At 72.1% G+C, this 15587-nt stretch carries 16 protein-coding genes; 6 read left to right on the top strand and 10 right to left on the bottom strand.

The window, feature by feature from the left end; all coding sequences use genetic code 11:
• Window positions 1–195 precede the first annotated feature (195 nt).
• The 6 genes from Ade02nite_RS02610 to Ade02nite_RS02635 form a co-directional block, all read right to left on the bottom strand.
• Entirely contained in the window at window positions 196–1239 is a 1044-nt protein-coding gene (locus Ade02nite_RS02610) for a glycosyltransferase family 2 protein (protein WP_203759857.1), read from the bottom strand.
• Window positions 1240–1256: 17 nt separating this feature from the next.
• Window positions 1257–1799, bottom strand: a complete 543-nt coding sequence (locus tag Ade02nite_RS02615; RefSeq protein WP_239168472.1) for a dihydrofolate reductase — start codon at window positions 1797–1799, stop codon at window positions 1257–1259.
• A gap of 8 nt (window positions 1800–1807) precedes the next feature.
• Complete coding sequence (locus Ade02nite_RS02620; protein ID WP_203759859.1) at window positions 1808–2608, bottom strand: thymidylate synthase; 801 nt, start codon at window positions 2606–2608, stop codon at window positions 1808–1810.
• A gap of 102 nt (window positions 2609–2710) precedes the next feature.
• Window positions 2711–2968, bottom strand: a complete 258-nt coding sequence (locus Ade02nite_RS02625) for a hypothetical protein (RefSeq protein ID WP_203759860.1) — start codon at window positions 2966–2968, stop codon at window positions 2711–2713.
• A 28-nt stretch (window positions 2969–2996) separates the two neighbouring features.
• Window positions 2997–3605, bottom strand: a complete 609-nt coding sequence (wrbA, locus tag Ade02nite_RS02630; protein ID WP_203759861.1) for an NAD(P)H:quinone oxidoreductase — start codon at window positions 3603–3605, stop codon at window positions 2997–2999.
• A 73-nt stretch (window positions 3606–3678) separates the two neighbouring features.
• Entirely contained in the window at window positions 3679–3933 is a 255-nt protein-coding gene (locus Ade02nite_RS02635) for an early set domain-containing protein (protein ID WP_203759862.1), read from the bottom strand.
• An 82-nt stretch (window positions 3934–4015) separates the two neighbouring features.
• Between Ade02nite_RS02635 and Ade02nite_RS02640 the strand changes: the two genes are divergently transcribed.
• Entirely contained in the window at window positions 4016–4465 is a 450-nt protein-coding gene (locus Ade02nite_RS02640) for a GNAT family N-acetyltransferase (RefSeq protein WP_203759863.1), read from the top strand.
• On the opposite strand, the gene hemQ is transcribed toward Ade02nite_RS02640, so the two are convergent.
• From hemQ to hemE, 3 genes are read right to left on the bottom strand one after another with little or no spacing between them, the layout of a single operon-like run.
• Complete coding sequence (gene hemQ / locus Ade02nite_RS02645) at window positions 4462–5163, bottom strand: hydrogen peroxide-dependent heme synthase (RefSeq protein WP_203759864.1); 702 nt, start codon at window positions 5161–5163, stop codon at window positions 4462–4464. The two genes, Ade02nite_RS02640 and hemQ, sit on opposite strands and share 4 nt — an antisense overlap.
• 4 nt (window positions 5164–5167) lie before the next feature.
• Complete coding sequence (gene hemG, locus Ade02nite_RS02650; protein WP_203759865.1) at window positions 5168–6559, bottom strand: protoporphyrinogen oxidase; 1392 nt, start codon at window positions 6557–6559, stop codon at window positions 5168–5170.
• A gap of 49 nt (window positions 6560–6608) precedes the next feature.
• Window positions 6609–7646, bottom strand: a complete 1038-nt coding sequence (hemE, locus tag Ade02nite_RS02655) for a uroporphyrinogen decarboxylase (protein WP_307871192.1) — start codon at window positions 7644–7646, stop codon at window positions 6609–6611.
• Between the two features lie 73 nt (window positions 7647–7719).
• Here hemE and Ade02nite_RS02660 point away from each other — a divergent pair, with 73 nt between their 5' ends.
• Complete coding sequence (locus tag Ade02nite_RS02660; RefSeq protein ID WP_203759866.1) at window positions 7720–8292, top strand: DUF3000 domain-containing protein; 573 nt, start codon at window positions 7720–7722, stop codon at window positions 8290–8292.
• Here Ade02nite_RS02660 and Ade02nite_RS02665 read toward each other — a convergent pair.
• Entirely contained in the window at window positions 8279–9313 is a 1035-nt protein-coding gene (locus Ade02nite_RS02665; protein WP_203759867.1) for a S1C family serine protease, read from the bottom strand. The two genes, Ade02nite_RS02660 and Ade02nite_RS02665, sit on opposite strands and share 14 nt — an antisense overlap.
• Window positions 9314–9456: 143 nt before the next feature.
• On the opposite strand from Ade02nite_RS02665, the gene Ade02nite_RS02670 reads away from it, so the two are divergent.
• The 4 genes from Ade02nite_RS02670 (at window position 9457) to Ade02nite_RS02685 (ending at window position 15532) form a co-directional block, all read left to right on the top strand.
• Window positions 9457–10773 carry a ribonuclease D gene (locus Ade02nite_RS02670; RefSeq protein ID WP_203759868.1) on the top strand — a complete coding sequence of 439 codons (1317 nt, stop codon included), beginning with the start codon at window positions 9457–9459 and terminating at the stop codon, window positions 10771–10773.
• A gap of 213 nt (window positions 10774–10986) precedes the next feature.
• Window positions 10987–12183: a thiolase family protein gene (locus Ade02nite_RS02675; protein WP_203759869.1), complete on the top strand. Its 1197-nt coding sequence runs from the start codon at window positions 10987–10989 to the stop codon at window positions 12181–12183.
• Window positions 12180–14240, top strand: coding sequence for a 3-hydroxyacyl-CoA dehydrogenase NAD-binding domain-containing protein (locus Ade02nite_RS02680; protein WP_203759870.1), 2061 nt, complete (start codon window positions 12180–12182; stop codon window positions 14238–14240). The genes Ade02nite_RS02675 and Ade02nite_RS02680 overlap by 4 nt, the downstream gene beginning before the upstream one ends.
• 179 nt (window positions 14241–14419) lie before the next feature.
• A complete protein-coding gene (locus tag Ade02nite_RS02685; RefSeq protein WP_203759871.1) occupies window positions 14420–15532 on the top strand; it encodes a hypothetical protein in 1113 nt (370 codons plus the stop codon).
• Window positions 15533–15587 lie beyond the last annotated feature (55 nt).

Genomic DNA, 15587 nt, shown 5'->3' on the forward strand with positions numbered 1-15587 from the left:
GCGCCCCGGCACAGAAGGCCGAGAGCGCCCCGGCACAGAAGGCCGAGAGCGCCCCGGCACAGAAGGCCGAGAGCGCCCTGGCGCAGAAGAAGGCCAGAAAGCGGCCCGCTCGCGGCGCGGCGTGATGCCGCGCCGGGCGGCGGAGTGGCGGCAGGCCAGGCCGGCCACCGGCAGGTCAGGCCGGCTGGTGGCAGGTCAGGCCGGCTGGTGGCTCGTCGGGGTCGGGGTGGCCAGCTCGACAGCCTCCACGTCGTCGGTGATCGGGCCGCCGGGGACGGGCCGGGCGATCGTCGCCACGTCGAGGGCCGCGGTGTCGAAGGCGACCAGGAACGCCGGCCGCCCCTGGCTGGCCGCGTAGATGCGGCCGATGTACTCGCCGAGCAGGCCCACACAGACCAGCTGGATGCCGCCCAGCAGCAGCACCGCCAGGTAGAGCGACGTCCAGCCGGGCACCGTCTCGCCGGCCAGCCACCGGATCAGCGCGACCGCGATCAGCACGACGCAGGCGAAGAAGCTGAACAGGCCGAGCCAGGTCGCCGCCTTCAGCGGGGCCGCGGAGAAGCTCGTCACGCTGTCGATGGTCAGCTTGATCATCTTGGAGAGCGGGTACTTCGTCTCGCCCGCGACACGCTCGGCGCGCACGTAGGGCACCTCGGCGCTGGCGAAGCCCAGCGACGGCACGATGAGGCGGTAGACCGGGCGCGGCTCGGGCAGCTCGTTGAGCACGTCGACGACCGCGCGGCTCATCAGGCGGAAGTCGCCGGCCTGGTCGGAGACCCATGGGCCGACGAGCCGGCGCATCATCCGGTAGTAGAGCCCGGCGGTCTGGCGCTTGAACGCCGTGTCGGTGCTGCGGTCGCTGCGGACGCCGTAGACCACGTCGACCTTTTCGCGGCGGGCCGCCTCGAGCATCTCGCCGATCACCTCGGGCGGGTCCTGCAGGTCGGCGTCGATGCTCACCACGTACCCGCCCCGGGAGGCCCGCAGGCCGGCGCGCAGGGCGGTCTGGTGGCCGACGTTGCGGCGCAGGGCCACCACGCGCAGCTGCGGCCAGTCGGCGCGCAGCTGCATGAGCCGCGAGACGGTCGCGTCGCTGCTGCCGTCGTCGACCGCGACGACCTCGTACGGCTCGTCGAGGGCGTCGAGGACGGGCCGCAGGCGCGCGACGAAGTGGTCGACGGCCTCGCGTTCGTTGAACATCGGCGTGACCACGGAGAGTGTCACCGGCGACAAAAGCATGAAGTGACCTCTTCCTGCTAGGGCTCGAGACGATCGGCGTCGGCCGGAAGATTAGCCGCTGCACCGCCCCGACGCGTGCCCAGGTCGGCAGCTTGCCCGCTGCGAACCAATTCCTCGACCACGTAGCGCAGGCCGCTCTCCGAAGTCTGCCAGTCCGAGCTGGACGTGACGACCCATCCGTCACCCAAGTCGGGGGCGTACGTGTCGCCGTCCACCGCCAGGTCGACCCGGGTGCGCAGGATGTGGTCCGCCACCGGGAGGAAAGCCTCGTACACGGCCTGACCGCCGATCACCCACACGTCGCCGGAGAGATCCACATCACTCACCGAGTGCACCACCTCGGCACCCTCGGCCGACCACGCAGGGTCACGCGTCAGCACCACGTTGTGGCGCCCCGGCAGCGGGCGAAACCGGGCCGGCAGCGAGTCCCACGTGGCGCGCCCCATCACCACGGTGGCGCCGGTGGTGCGCTCCCGGAAGGTGCGCTGATCCTCCGGCAGCCGCCACGGGATGGTGCCCTTCACGCCGACGACGCGGCCGTGCGCCTCGGCCCAGATCATGTGGACCGTCATACGGCGACGGGCGCCTTGAGCGCGGGGTGGTGCTCGTAGCCCACGACCTTGAAATCCTCGTACTTGTAGTCGAAGAGCGACGGCGCCGGCGCGATCTCGAGCGTGGGGAAGGAGTAGGCCTCGCGGGACAGCTGCTCGCGCACCTGCTCGACGTGGTTGCTGTAGATGTGGCAGTCGCCGCCGACCCAGATGAAGTCGCCCGGCGCCAGCCCCACCTGGTCGGCCACCATGCGGGTGAGCAGCGCGTAGCTCGCGATGTTGAACGGCACGCCCAGGAACAGGTCGGCGCTGCGCTGGTAGAGCTGGCAGGAGAGCTTGCCGTCGGCGACGTAGAACTGGAACATCGCGTGGCACGGCGCCAGCGCCATCTCGGGCAGGTCGCCCACGTTCCACGCCGAGACGATCATGCGGCGCGAGTCGGGGTCGCGGCGCAGCGTGTCGAGCACGCCGCTGATCTGGTCGACGTGGCCGCCGTCGGGCGTGGGCCACGAGCGCCACTGCACGCCGTAGACCGGCCCGAGCTCACCGGAGGCGTCGGCCCACTCGTCCCAGATGGTCACGCCGTTGTCGCGCAGCCAGGAGACGTTGCTCTCGCCGCGGAGGAACCACAGCAGCTCGACCGCGACGGACTTGAAGTGCACCCGCTTGGTGGTGATCAACGGGAAGCCGGCCGACAGGTCGTAGCGCAGGCGCTCGCCGAACAGGCTCACCGTGCCGGTGCCGGTGCGGTCGCTCTTCGGGGTGCCGGTGGTCAGGACCCGGCGCAGCAGGTCCTCGTACTGGGTGTCGACGGGCATGGCAGCCAACCTACCCGCCGGGAGGCACCGCACGGATGTACGGCCTCCCGGCGGGTCCCGGTCGCGGCCGGCGGCCGGGTTTCACCCCGGTGGCTGGGGTGGTCAGCTGGCCCAGGTGTCCGACATCTGCGGAAGGTGCTCGTTGAGCGCCTGCAGGTCCCGCTGGGGCCGGCTCTGGTCGGGCGGCGGCGACTGGTTGGCGACGAAGCCGAGGTCGGCGCCGAGCTGCTGCCACCGCTCGTAGAGGATCTGGTCCTGCAGGACGGCGCGGACATCCTGGTGCGCCGCCCGCAACTCTTCCAGGGCGGCCTCGTACCGGGCGACCCGGGTGTGCAGGTCGACGGTCTCGTACGTGGTCATGGTGTCAGATTAGCGGCGAACGCGACTTTTATTCGCTTTTCAGCCGACCGCCGACCGACACGATCCGCTGCGCCAGGTGATCGAGGGCGTTCAGCTGCGCGTCCTCCAGCGGCGCGTCGTTGCTTCCGCCGGTGACGTGCGAGACGCCGTACGGGTTGCCGTCGGCGAACTTGAGCGGGTCGGTGTAGCCGGGCGCCACGACGATGCCGCCGAAGTGGTAGATCGTGTTGTAGAGCGCCAGCAGCGTCGACTCCTGCCCGCCGTGCGCGGTCATCGAGGCGGTGAAGCCCGCGTACGCCTTGTTGGCCAGCAGCCCCTGGCTCCACTGCGGGCCGAGCGTGTCGATGAACTGCTTGAGCTGGCTGGCCACGTTGCCGTACCGGGTGGGCGAGCCGAACAGGACGGCGTCGGCCCAGACCACGTCGTCCGCCGTGGCCTTCGGCTCGTCCTTCGTCCGGTCGAAGTGCTGGCTCCACGCCGCGTTCGAGGCGATCGCCTCCGCGGGCGCCAGCTCGGGCACCTGACGCAGGCGCACCTCCGCGCCGGCCTTCTCCCCCGCCGCGGCGAGGCGCTCGGCCATCTTGTGGATGGTGCCGGTGGACGAGTAGTAGATGACGGCGAGCCGCGTTCCGGCCATGGTCTCCTCCTCAGGATCTGCTTGCCAAGTCAAGCGAATCCCCGGAGGTACCGGGCCGAAACCGCGAAACGGGCTACACGCGCAATTCGCCGCCGAGCTCGTCGTCGAACCAGACGCCGCCGGTGGCGAGGTAGCGGAACTGGTAGTGGCCGGGCCCGACCGTCACGCTGACCGTGCGGGTGCCGTCGCGGCGCGGCTTGAGCTCGTGCCGGCCCGGCTCCCAGCCGTTGAACGTGCCGACCACGCTGACCTGCCCGTCGACCGCCTTGTCGGGCAGGCAGAAGGTCACCCGGGTCTTGTTGCCGAAGAGCTTGCTTCGCTTGATCATGAAGGCCTCCACACCTCGGGCTTCCATCCGTACAACGGACGGCCGCGATACGGGTGACGCCGCGCCGCATAGGCTCGCAGTCATGCATCCGGAGCCTCGCGACGAAGTCAGGACCGCGTCCTTCCGCGACCTCGACACCACGACCCTCTACGCCATCCTCAAGCTGCGCGCCGACGTCTTCGTGGCCGAGCAGGAGTGCGCCTACGCCGACCCCGACGGCCGCGACACCGAGCCCGGCACGCGGCATGTGTGGGTGTCCCACGACGGCGAGGTCAGGGCCTACCTGCGCATCCTGGACGACGGCGACGTCCAGCGCATCGGCCGCGTGGTCACCGCCAAGAGCGCCCGCGGCGCCGGGCTGGCCGGCCGGCTGATGGCCGAGGCGCTCACGGTCATCGGCAACCGCCCGAGCGTCCTGCACGCCCAGGCGTACGCCAGCGGTTTCTACGCCAAGTTCGGCTACCGGCAGACCGGCCCGGAGTTCCTCGAGGACGGCATTCCGCACGTCCCCATGCGGCGCGAAGCGCCCTAGGGCAGGGCGGCCACGATCTCGCTGACCGAGCGGCGGCGGCCCGTGTAGAACGGGACCTCCTCGCGCACGTGCCGCCGCGCCTCGGAGGCCCGCAGGTCACGCATGAGGTCGACGATGCGGTAGAGCTCGTCGGCCTCGAAGGCCAGCATCCACTCGTAGTCGCCGAGCGCGAACGACGCCACCGTGTTGGCCCGCACGTCCGGGTAGCCGCGCGCCATCTTGCCGTGCTCGGCGAGCATCTTGCGGCGCTCGTCGTCGGGCAGCAGGTACCACTCGTACGACCGCACGAACGGGTAGACGCAGAGGTAGGGCCGCGCCTCCTCGCCCGCCAGGAAGGCGGGGATGTGGCTCTTGTTGAACTCGGCGGGCCGGTGCAGGGCCATCTGCGACCAGACCGGCGCCAGGTGCCGGCCGAGCCCGGTGCGGCGGAAGAGCGAATAGGCCTCCTGGAGCGCGTCGGACGACTCCGAGTGCCACCAGATCATGACGTCCGCGTCGGCGCGCAGGCCGGACACGTCGTAGGTGCCGCGGATCGTCACGTCCTTGGCGGCGAGCTGCTCGAAGAGGCCGTCGACCTCGCCCGCCAGCTCGTCGCGGAGCGCCGGCAGCGGCGCCTGCGCCCGGAAGACCGACCACATCGTGTACCGGATCGTCGCGTTCAGCTCGTTGAGCCGCGCCGCGTTGGTCTGCTCGCTCATTTCCTCAGCCCTCCCATGCCTTGCTCACGTCTTCGGCGGCTCGCTCGCCGCTCGCGATGCACACCGGGATGCCGATGCCGTCGAAGGCCGCTCCGGCGAGCGCGAGGCCCGGCGGCAGGGCGGCCCGGGCCGCGGCGAGGCGGTCGAGATGTCCCGGCGCGTATTGCGGCAGGCCGCCGCCCCAGCGCTGCACCCACGAGGCCACCGGCGGCGGCAGCTCGCCGCCGAGCAGGGCACCCAGGTCGGACATGGCCCGCTCGAGCAGCACCGCGTCGTCGAACTGCAGCCGCTCCTGTTCGCCGGCGCGCCCCAGCGACGCCCGCACGATCACCGGCCCGTCGCCCGGCAGCGACCACTTCGTGGTGACGAACGTGGCCGCCTTGACGAGGGTCCCTTCGCTCGGCGGCACCAGAAATCCGGAGAGATCCGGAAGCGGCGTCCCGGGCGGCAGCGCCAGGCCCACCAGAGCCACGCTCGCGTAGTCGAGAGCGCCCAAGGCCGCGGCAGCGGCGGGAGCCACACCGGACAAAAGCCGCGCGGCAGGAGAAGCCGGCACGGCCAGCACCACCGCGTCCACGTCGTCGGTCTGCGGCGCCGGCACCGGTCCGAGCAGCAACCGCCACCCGTGCGCGGTGCGGGCGATCTCGCGGACCGGAAGTCCCAGGCTGATCCGGGCGCTACTGGCCGCGGCGGCCGCGCCCACCAGGCGGCTCATGCCACCCTCGACCGCGCCGAAGATCGGCTTGCCGGGCACTCGCCGGCCGGCCCGCTGCGCCGCTCGCACCGCGTCGCGCAACGTGTGCTCGACCCGGGCCGTGCGCGCCAGCTGCGGCATCGTCACCTGGAGCGACAGCCCGTCGGCCCGCCCCGCGTAGACGCCGCCCAGCATCGGATCGACGAGCCGGTCGACGACCTCGTCGCCGTACCGCTCGCGGACCAGCGCGCCGACCGCCACGTCCTCGCCCTCGGCGAGCAGCGGCCGGCCCGCGTCGTGGTCGCGCTCCGCGTCGGCGTGCGCCACGTCGCCGAGCTGCGCCAGATCACCCGGCACACCGACCAGCGTGCCCCCGGGCATCGGCGCGAGCCGGCCGCCGAACGCCAGCGCCGCCGGGACCCGGGCCGGATGCCTGATGGCGTCGCCGAGGCCGAGCCGCTTCACCAGAGCGACGGCGGCCGACTCGGCACCGTCGGCGCCGGTCATCAGGAACGACTCGGCGCCGCGCTCGACGGTGACCCCGCCGAGCTCGCCGGTGCGCAGCTTGCCGCCGAGGGCGCCGCTCTGCTCGTACACGATGATCTCGGTGTCCGGCGGCGTCAGGTCCCGCAGGCGCACGGCGGCCGCGAGGCCGGCGATGCCGCCTCCGATGACCGCAACCCGCTTCCGCACGTTTCCCACCCTCCCAGGTCGCGCCCCCGGGCCCTCGGCGGGGGTTCGCGAATGTGACCTAGTGTGCCGACGTCTCGTGGACGAAGGCGACCAGCCTGGTCAGCGCGTCCGGATCGGTCTCGGGCAGCACGCCGTGGCCGAGGTTGAACACGTGCCCGGGCGCCGACCGGCCCTGCTCGAGCACCCGGCGGGCCTCGCGCTCGACGACCTCGCGGCCGGCGAAGAGCACGGCCGGGTCCAGGTTGCCCTGCACCGACTTCGCCGGGCCGATCAGCTGCGTCGCCCGATCGAGGGGCGTGCGCCAGTCGACGCCGACCACGTCTGCGCCCGCCTCGCCCATCGCCCGCAGCAGCACCGCGGTGCCCACGCCGAAGTGGATGCGCGGCACGCCCGCGCCGGCCAGGCCGGTGAGCACCCGCGACGAGTGCGGCAGGACGTATTCGCGGTAGTCGGCCTCGCTGAGCGCGCCGGCCCACGAGTCGAAGAGCTGGACCGCGCTGACACCGGCGTCGATCTGGGTGCGCAGGAACGCGAGCGTGATGTCGGCGAGGCGGGACAGCAGCGCGTGCCAGAGCTGCGGCTCCGCGTACATCATGGCCTTGGTCTTGAGGTACGTCCGGGACGGGCCGCCCTCGATCAGGTAGCTCGCCAGCGTGAACGGCGCGCCCGCGAAGCCGATCAGCGGTGTGGCGCCCAGCTCCTTGACCAGCAGCCGCACCGACTCGGCGACGAAGCCGACGTCGTCGGAGGTGATCCGGCGCAGCCGCTCGACGTCCGCCGGGGTGCGCACCGGCTCGGCCACCACCGGGCCCGTCCCGGCGACGATGTCGAGGTCGATGCCGGCCGCCGCGATCGGCACGACGATGTCGCTGAACAGGATCGCCGCGTCGACGTTGTGCCGGCGCACCGGCTGGAGCGTGATCTCGGTGACCAGGTCGGGACGCCGGCACGACTCCAGCATCCCGATGCCCTCCCGGATCTTGCGGTACTCGGGCAGCGAGCGCCCGGCCTGCCGCATGAACCAGACCGGGGTGTGCGGCACGTCGAGGCCGCGGCAGGCGCGCACAAAGGGCGAATCGTTCAAGACTGAGGTCACCGCGCCATCGTGCCACGACACGCGGGGAGCGCCGATCGGCTACGGACACGCGGCGGCGGCATAGTCTTCCCCCATGGCGTCCCCCTCCGCTGAACCTCCGGCGTTCGCCCGCGCGGTCGCCGGCCTGCGGGTGCCGGCGCCACGGTCCGAGATCCTCCTCGAGGAGATCGCGGCTCCGCAGCGGCTCGCCCCGTGGTCGTTCGCGCTGAGCGCGACCGTCCTGCGCTCCGGCGACGAGGTCGCCGGCGGCCGGCTGATCCTGCTGCACGACCCGGCCGGCCACGAGGCGTGGCACGGCGACATCCGGCTGGTCACGCTGGTCACCGCCGAGCTCGAGGAAGACCTGGCCGACGATCCGCTGCTGCCCGAGGTGGCGTGGACGTGGCTGACCGACGGCCTCGACCAGCACGCGGCGGCCTACACGGCGATCGGCGGCACGATCACCCAGACCACGTCGACCCGCTTCGGCGAGCTGGCCGGCCCGGCGCCCACCGCCGACCTGGAGGTCCGCGCCTCGTGGACGCCGACCGCCGACGACTTCACCGCCCACCTGCTGGGCTGGTGCGCCATGCTCGCCTCCACCGCCGGCCTGCCGCCGCCGGGTGTGGCGCTGCTGGGTCAGAACAGCCGCTCTAACACACCGTGAAGGTCTCGCAGGCCGTCTTGATCGGGATGGCCAGGCCGATGCCCTCGGCGTCCTTGGCCTTGGCCGTGGCCAGCCCGACGACCTGGTTGGCCGCGTTCACGACCGGCCCGCCCGAGTTGCCCGGGTTGATCGGCGCGTCGAACTGGATCGTCGGCCCGTCCGGGTCGTCCGGCCGATAGGCGCTGATCACGCCGGTGGTCACGGAGTCGTCCAGGCCGAGCGGCGCGCCGACCACGACCACCTGCTGGCCCGGCTTGACCGTGGCGGTCGCCGTCGCCAGCCCCGCGATCTTGGTGTCGGCGTGCAGCAGCGCCAGGTCCTTGCCCTTGTCGACGTCGACGATGGTGGCGGTGATGCGGGTGCTGCCGCGCTCGAGCGACACCCGGCGCCCGCCGTCGGTCCACACCTCGGCCACCACGTGGTAGTTCGTCATCAGGTTCGACTCGTTGCCCTTGGCCTTCCTGCCGACCGAGAACGCGGTGCCGGTGAAGCTGCCGGCGCGCACCCGGAAGACGCTGGGCAGTGCCGCCGACGAGACCGCCTCGGGGTCGAAGACGCCCGCCAGCTGCTTCTCCAGCCGGTCGGTCCGGTCCTTCTCGGCCGCGAGCACCGTCGCCAGGTCCTGGTTGTGGTCGCTCATTCCCTCGATGCGGTACGCCTGCCAGCCCGCGACCAGGAGCAGCAGCACCACCACGCCGACCACCACCGGCTTGAAGCGCCCGCCCGCCGCGGCCCGCCGTGGCACCGGCTCGGGCTCGGGGCTCGCCACCTCGCCGGGCCGCCCCTGCTGGTGCTGCTGCGGCGGCGGCACCTGCCATTGCGGGTCCTCGATCCACTGCTGCTGGGCCGGTTGTCCCCAGGGGTCGCTCGCCGGATCGTTCCACCGCGGCGCCGGCTCCTCCCAGCGCGGCGCCTCGTCCCACGCCGGGGCGCCCGTGCGCTCCTCGGCCCTCCGCCGCCCGTCGTATCGGCGCTGCTCCGTGGAGCCCGCGGGCGTGAACGGTTCGAAGGTCATGGTCATCCGGCGCGGCCTCCCGGGTATCGGCGCTGCGGGAGGTAATACGGAGCGGAGCGCCGTTCGGATCAGCCCGGTTGTGGATCAGGAAACGGCGCGCCGGGACCCGGCTGCGCACGGGCAGGGGGGCGCCCCCGTACGGTTACGGAGTGACCGACGATGCATCTCTGATCCGTCGGGACACACCGGAGCCCGCAAGGGACGGACGACCGCAGGCCGAGCCGCCCGACCCGACGTCTGGTGGTCCCGACGCCGCGCCCGCTACTTCCGTCCCCCTGACCGCGCCGCGCGAGGGCACGCCGCGTCCCGTGGAGACCGCCGCCGAGCTGGCCGACGTGGTCGCCCGCATGGCGTCCGGCAGCGGCCCGGTGGCCGTGGACGCCGAGCGCGCTTCCGGCTACCGCTACACCCAGCGCGCCTACCTGGTGCAGTTGCGCCGGGCCGGCGCCGGCACCGTCCTGATCGACCCGCTCCCCCTGGACGACCTGCGCACCCTCGACGACGCGCTGGCCGACAGCGAGTGGGTGCTGCACGCCGCCTCCCAGGACCTGGCGTGCCTGGCCGAGATCGGCATGAAGCCCCGCCGCCTCTTCGACACCGAGCTGGCCGCCCGCCTGGCCGGCTTCGAGCGCGTCGGGCTGGCCGCCCTCACCGAGCAGCTGCTCGGCTACTCGCTGGAGAAGCACCACTCGGCGGCCGACTGGTCGACCCGCCCGCTCCCCGAGTCCTGGCTCACCTACGCGGCCCTGGACGTCGAGCTCCTGACCGACCTGCGCGACCACTTGGCCGCCGAGCTGGACCGCCAGGGCAAGTCCGCCTGGGCCGCCGAGGAGTTCGCCGCCCTGGTGGCCAGCGCCGACCGCCCGCCCAGGGTCCGCCCCGACCCGTGGCGCCGCACGTCGGGCATCCATCGCGTACGAGGCGCGCGAGCACAGTCCCGCGTCCGCGCCCTGTGGTACGCCCGCGACAGCGTCGCCGCCCGCCGAGACTCGGCCCCGGGCCGCGTCCTCCCCGACTCGGCCATAGTCGCCGCCGCCGAACAGGACCCGAAGGACGAGCGAACCCTGCTGGCCATCCCCGGCTTCGGCGGCCGCTCGGTCCGCCGCCTGGCCCGGGTCTGGCTGGACGCCCTCGACGAGGCAAGGTCCCTGCCGGACGACGCGCTCCCGGTGAACCAGCCGGTGGACGGCCCACCCCCACCCCACCGCTGGGCGGAACGTGACCCGGTGGCCGCCGCCCGCCTGACCAGATGCCGCGCGGTGGTCATAGCCACGGCCGAGGAACACACCCTCCCCCCGGAAAACCTGATCAGCCCCGACTACATCCGCCGCCTGGCCTGGTCACCCCCAGAGGACATAACGGCACAAACAGTGGCCGACACGCTAAGAGGCTTCGGCGCCAGAAACTGGCAAACAGAACTCTTGGCCACGCGACTAGCAGAGGCCCTGCCAGACCCCACGGCCTAGGGGTTTGGGTGGTCCCGTTGCGACGGCACAAGGGACCACCCAAACCCCGCCACCCACCAACCGCAAGCTCCTAACCTGGGTCCCAGCAGCGATGGCCGGGGTCTGGGGCAGAGCCCCAGGGTTTTGTTGCTGTGACGTTTCCACACGCCGCTGGCCCCGATTAGTTACTGGCGAGTAGCATTCACCGCACACCCGCCCGCAAGGAGGCTTGCTGTGCCCCGTGAGATACGCGAGGTCGTCTTCGTAGACGGCGTCCGCACCCCCTTCGGCAAAGCGGGCGGCATGTACGCCGAGACCCGCGCCGACGACCTGGTCATCCGCTGCATCCGCGAGCTCATGCGCCGCAACCCGCAGCTTCCGCCGGACCGCGTCGACGAGGTTGCGATCGCCGCCACCACCCAGATCGGCGACCAGGGCCTGACGATCGGCCGCACCGCCGCCCTGCTCTCCGGCCTCCCCAAGACCGTTCCCGGCTACGCGATCGACCGCATGTGCGCCGGCGCGATGACCGCCGTGACGAACGTGGCCGGCGGCATCGCCATGGGCGCGTACGACGTGGCGATCGCCGGCGGTGTCGAGCACATGGGCCGCCACCCGATGGGCGAGGGCGTCGACCCCAACCCGCGCATCCTGGCCGAGAAGCTGGTCGACCCGAGCGCCCTGGTCATGGGCTCGACGGCGGAGAACCTGCACGACCGCCTTCCGAACATCACCAAGGAGCGCACCGACCGTTACGGGCTCAACTCGCAGCTCAAGACGGCCAAGGCGTACGCGGACGGCAAGCTCCAGCCCGACATGGTCCCGGTGGCGATCCGCAGCGCCGAACAGGGCTGGGGGCTCGCGACCGTCGACGAGGCGCCGCGTGAGACCTCGATGGAGAAGCTCGCCACCCTCAAGACCCCGTTCCGCCCGCACGGCCGGGTCACCGCGGGCAACGCGGCCGGCCTCAACGACGGCGCCACCGCCGCGCTGCTGGCCAGTGAGGACACGGCCCGCGAGTTGGGCCTGCCGGTCGCGATGCGGATGGTGTCCTACGGCTTCGTCGGCGTCGAGCCGGAGATCATGGGCTACGGCCCGATCCCGTCGACCGAGAAGGCGCTGAAGAAGGCCGGCCTGACGATCGACGACATCGGCCTGTTCGAGCTGAACGAGGCGTTCGCGATCCAGGTGCTCGCCTTCCTCGACCACTACGGCATCGCCGACGACGACCCGCGGGTCAACCCGTGGGGCGGCGCGATCGCCATCGGCCACCCGCTGGCCTCCTCCGGCGTCCGCCTGATGACGCAGCTCGCGCGCCACTTCGCCGAGCACCCCGAGGTCCGGTACGGCCTCACCGCCATGTGCATCGGCATCGGCATGGGCGGCACGGTTATCTGGGAGAACCCGAACTGGGAGGGCTTCGCCAAGTGATCTCGCACCCGCAGGAAGTCGTCACCAAGGCCCTGCTCCGCCTCGTGGCCGTGCCCGGCCTCGAACGCCCGGCCGCGTTGATCACTCTCGACAACGGCCTCGACTACAAGAAGCCGAACAGCTTCGGCCCGGGCGGCCTCGCCTCCCTCGACGAGGCGATCACCAAGGCCACCGAGGCCGAGCCGGCGTTCATCGCGCTGACCGGCAAGCCGTACATCTTCTGCGTCGGCGCGGACATCACCGGCATCCCGTACATCACGTCGCGGGAGCAGGCCGTCGAGCTGGGCGAGCTGGGCCACCGTGCCTTCGCCCGCCTGCGCGATTCGCGCATTCCGACCTTCGCCTTCATCAACGGCGCGGCGCTGGGCGGCGGCCTCGAGGTCGCCCTGCACTGCCACTACCGCACGGTCTCCGGCGGCGCGGCGGCGCTCGGCCTGCCCGAGGTCGCGATCGGCCTGGTGCCCGGCTGGGGCGGCAGCCAGCTGCTGCCCAACCTGATCGGCGTGCCCGGCGCGGCCCAGGTCATCCTGCAGAACCCGCTCACCCAGAAGACGCTGCGCCCCAAGCAGGCGGCCGAGCTCGGCGTCGCCGACCAGCTGTTCGAGCCGGCCGACTTCCTGGAGCGCTCGCTCGAATGGGCGGCCGGGGTCGTCAAGGGCGACGTCACCGTCGAGCGGCCCGAGGTCGACAAGGACATGTGGGAGGGCGTGCTCTTCTTCGCCAAGCAGCAGCTCGACGAGAAGCTGCACGGCGCGGTCCCGTCCGCCAACAAGGCCCTCGAGCTGCTCGCGCTGGCCAAGGACGCGTCCTTCGCCGACGGCACGGCCGCCGAGACCCAGGCGCTCGCCGACCTGATCATGGGTGACGAGGCGCGGGCCAGCCTGTACGGCTTCGACCTGGTGCAGCGCCGGGCCAAGCGGCCGGTCGGCGTGCCCGACAAGTCGCTCGCCCGCAAGGTCACCAAGGTGGGCGTGATCGGCGCCGGCCTGATGGCCTCGCAGCTCGCGCTGCTCTTCGTCCGCCGCCTCCAGGTGCCGGTGGTGCTCACCGACCTCGACCAGGAGCGGGTCGACAAGGGCGTGCGCTACGTGATCGACCAGATCGACAAGCTGGTCGCCAAGCGCCGCCTCGACGAGGGTACGGCCGCGAAGCTGCGCGGCCTGGTGAGCGGCTCGGTCGACAAGTCCGTCTTCGCGGACGCCGACTTCGTGATCGAGGCCGTCTTCGAGAACCTGGAGCTCAAGAAGCAGATCTGGGCCGAGATCGAGAAGATCGTCTCGCCCGAGGCGATCCTCGCGACCAACACCAGCTCGCTGTCGGTGAGCGCGCAGGCCGCCGACCTGGAGCACCCGGAGCGGGTCGTCGGCTTCCACTTCTTCAACCCGGTCGCGGTGCTGCCGCTCCTCGAGATCATCCGGGGCGAGCAGACCGACGACGCGACGCTGGCCACGGCGTTCGCGGTCGGCAAGGAGCTGAAGAAGTCGTCGGTGCTGGTCAAGGACGCCCCGGCGTTCGTGGTCAACCGCCTGCTCACCCGGGTCACCAGCGAGATCTTCCAGGCGATCGACGCGGGCACCCCGCTCGACGTGGTGAACGTGGCGATGGACCCGCTCGGCCTGCCGATGCGCCCGATCGCGCTGCTCCAGCTCGTCGGCCCCGCGGTGGCGTACCACGTCGGCGAGACCCTGCACCGGGCGTTCCCGGACCGCTTCGCCGACTCGCCCAACCTCAAGCGGATCGTCGACGCCGGCCTGCCGGTCATGGTGGACGACGAGATCAACCCCGAGGTCGTCAAGCTGATCGAGGGCGGTTCCGCGCCGCTGACCGCCGACGAGGTACGCCAGAAGGCGATGGACGCGCTCGCCGAGGAGATCCGGATCATGCTCGACGAGGGCGTGGTCGCGGAGCCGCAGGACATCGACCTGTGCATGATCCTGGGCGCGGGCTACCCGCTGCACCTGGGCGGCGTGACGGCCTATCTGGACCGCAGCGGCACCTCGGAGCGGGTCACCGGCAAGCGGTTCCTGCCGAAGGGCGTGGCCTCGCTGCCCGCCTGATCGCCTCGCCCGATCTCCCTCGGACGCCCGTTTCGTGATGCCCCGTGCCGTTTGCCGGCGCGGGGCATCGCCGTACGGCTCCGCCGGGCGCCGCCTGTGGCGTTTCCCCTAGTCCTGGGTGGCTGCGCCATTGCCGCAGGCCGATAGGCTCCCGGGGTACCCGATTGTTGGAGCGCTCGATGTCGCAGCCCCCGTACCCCGGCCAGCCCTCTCCGGGCGAGCCCTCCGGCCAGCCCGATCCGACTCAGCCCTATCAGGGCCAGCCGCCCTACCAGCCTTACCCGGGGCAGCAGCCGCCGGACGCGCCGGGGTCGGTGCCGCCCGCGCCGCCCGGATACCCGCCGACCACCGCCTACCCGGCGCCCGGCTCTGGCCCTGGTCAGCCCTACGGCCAGCCGCAGTACGGCGCGCCGCAGGATCCCACCCAGCCGCAGTGGGGCCCGCCGCCGTCGGACCCCGGCCAGCCCCAGTGGGGCGGGGTGCCGTCCGATCCCACCCAGCCGCAGTACGGCGGGGTGCCCTCGGATCCGACCCAGCCGCAGTACGCGGCCTCGCCGTACGGCCAGCCGCCCTACGGCCAGCCACTCTACGGTCAGCCCGGCTACCCGCAGGCGCCGAAGCAGAAGAGCAAGGTGCTGCCGATCGTGCTGACCGCCGTCGCGATCGTGCTGGTGCTCTGCGTCGGCGGTTCGGTAGCGCTCTACCTGATCGGCAAGAACGCCGACTCCGACACGACGACCACGGGCGGCAGCACCGACCCGACGCCGACGGCCACCTCGACGGCGGAGCCGACCGACGCGGCACCGACCACCCAGCCCACCAAGCCGGCGGCGCCCGTCATCAAGATCGTCGAGCCGGCGAAGCTGGGCGGCCGCCCCAAGCTGACCAACCAGCAGTTCGCGCCACAGACCGAGCGCCTGGAGTCGAGCCTCAAGGGCATGCCAGGCGTCACCAAGGCCATCGGCGCCCTGTACGGCACGGTCGGCGAGCAGGACATCGTCGTCCTCGCCGCCGCCGCGGTCCCGCTCACCAACCCCAAGACGGAGCTCGACTCCACCTTCTACGGCGCCGGCCTCGGCGGCCTGAAGATCGACAACATCGTCACCGCGCCCACCGGCGCCCTGGGCGGCTACGCCAAGTGCGGCTCCGGCGACGCCTCCGGCACCGACTTCACCCTCTGCGCCTGGGCCGACGAGGGCAGCTACGGCATGATCATCAGCTACTTCAAGTCCGTCTCCGCCGCCAAGGCCGAGTTCCCGAAGTTGCGTGCCCAGGTAGAGAGCAAGAGCTGACCGCGAGTCAACCCGACACGCCGCTCAACACGATCACATAGTCGCGTCGCCTCCG

Source organism: Paractinoplanes deccanensis, from assembly GCF_016862115.1.
GTDB lineage: Bacteria > Actinomycetota > Actinomycetes > Mycobacteriales > Micromonosporaceae > Actinoplanes > Actinoplanes deccanensis.